Genomic DNA, 1,852 nt, shown 5'->3' with positions numbered 1-1,852 from the left:
GCCTGCGAGGATCCGTGTGGCCGCCTGGGGCGTGGCCGGGAGAGGTTGAGATGTCCGAGGTCGAGCGCGTGTTCCCCGACACGGCGCCCATCTTCGTGGTCGGTGCACCCAGGTCGGGCACGACCCTGTTCCAGCGCATCCTCGATGCCCATCCGCGGATCGGCGTGGCCGACGAGATCATCTTCTTCGACATCATCCTCGGGCTCAAGGCGGAGGTCCCGGACCTGAAGGCACCTGGTGCGATCGACCGGATGTTCGAGCGCCTGCCGAGCATGGATCACTTCCACAACTGGAACGGGCTGGACGAGACCCTGGCGGCGGTGCGTCAGGAGCTGCTGGACCATCCCGACCCCAGCTACCCCCTGTTCTTCCTCAAGCTAATGCAGATCTATGCCCGGCTGCGCGGCAAGGTCCGGATCGGCGACAAGACGCCCTGGAACGTGCGCCACCTGGACGAGATCCTGGCCATGTTCCCGGACGCGCGCATCATCCACCTGGTGCGCGACCCGCGCGCGAACGTGGCGTCGCGGGTGGAGTTGCCGCGCACGTCCAAGGACGTGATCACCGCGGCGGTGAAGTGGCGGATCGACGTGGAGGCGGCGCACCGGTTCGCCACCGGCGGCAAGGCTCATGCCGGCAACTATCTGGAGCTGCGCTACGAGGACCTGGTGCGTGATCCGGAGCCCTGGGTGCGCAAGGTCTGCACGGTGGTGGGCGAAGAGTTCGACCCGGGCATGCTGGAGTTCCACCGCTCGCGCGACGTGATGTTCAAGGACCAGCCCTACAAGGAAGGAGTGTTCCGCCCGGTCAACACCGCCTCGATCGACGCCTACAAGAAGCGGCTGAAGCCGGCGCAGATCCGCCTGATCGAGCTGATTGCGGCAGGGCCAATGCGGCGGCTGGGCTACGAGAAGCTGCCGGCCGCCGAGGGTGGCTATGCGCCGGTCCCGGCCCAGCTCCTGCGCGAGATCGCGGCATGGCGCGCCTTCAAGGCCGAGGAGCGCCGCCGGATCGCTGCCGAGAGCGGGATCCGCTTCCGCAGCGGCAATGCCAGCCTGTTCGGCCAGATCAAGCGCCAGATGCTGGGCCGCGGCCCCCGGGCCTGATTGGCCCGCGGGTCACGGCCTCACGGCCCGACTGCGCTCAGGATGAGGCGACGGGCTGGCGCTTCTTGCGCTTGAGCATCGCCTCCAGATAGGCGGGCGGTGCCAGGCGGATCACCACCGTCAGGCCCAGGAACAGGAGGCCGCCGGCCACCAGCGCCAGCAGCCAGGGCAGGCCCAGCCGCGCCATGCCCAGCATGGCGGCAATGCTGAGTGCCGTCACCAGCACCGTCTTGAGCAGCGCGCTCAGGATCGGCGGCCACACGCCGCTCCACGCGACCGCCACCATCAGCCCGAGGCAGAGCGCTGTCTCGGTCACCGCGGTGCCGATCGCGGCACCCAGGTAGGAGAAGCGCGGGATCAGGGTGAAATAGCTGACCAGCGCCACGCCCAGCCCGATGCAGTCGGTCAGGAAGGCCTGGCGCTGCAGGTCCATCGCGGTCAGCATGTGCCGATAGACCTGCGCCACGGCATTGGCGGCGATCGCCACGGCGACGACCGTGAGCGCTGGTGCCGCCACCGCGAAGTCCGGCCCGGCCACCACGGTCAGCACCTCGGCCGGGAACGCCGCGAACGCCGCGATCACGCCGCCGCCGAAGATCAGCATCGCGGTGAGCGCGTGGCCGGCGGTGGCGCGTGCGGCCGCCACGTCCTTCTCGGCCAGGGCGGTCACCAGCATCGGCATCAGCATGCCGTTGAACAGCACGGCCAGGGTGATCAGGATCTCGAACATCTTGCTGGGCACGCCA

At 69.1% G+C, this 1,852-nt stretch carries 2 protein-coding genes; one reads left to right on the top strand and one right to left on the bottom strand.

What is annotated here, in order from left to right; genetic code table 11:
* Positions 1-50 precede the first annotated feature (50 nt).
* Positions 51-1,106, top strand: coding sequence for a sulfotransferase family protein (locus tag EQG76_RS01690; protein ID WP_159710037.1), 1,056 nt, complete (start codon positions 51-53; stop codon positions 1,104-1,106).
* Positions 1,107-1,143: 37 nt separating this feature from the next.
* Here the strand turns inward: EQG76_RS01690 and EQG76_RS01685 are convergent.
* Positions 1,144-1,852 (bottom strand): polysaccharide biosynthesis protein (locus EQG76_RS01685; protein ID WP_159710035.1); only part of this gene is annotated, 709 nt, incomplete at its 5' end.

The organism is Geminicoccus flavidas, assembly GCF_009806515.1.
In the GTDB taxonomy this organism is placed as follows: Bacteria; Pseudomonadota; Alphaproteobacteria; order Geminicoccales; family Geminicoccaceae; genus Geminicoccus; species Geminicoccus flavidus.
This window is presented reverse-complemented; position numbering and strand designations above follow the sequence as displayed.

Coding starts and splice junctions, on each gene's coding strand:
- EQG76_RS01690 (WP_159710037.1), top strand. CDS start 51: ATGTCCGAGGTCGAGCGCGTGTTCCCCGACACGGCGCCCATCTTCGTG.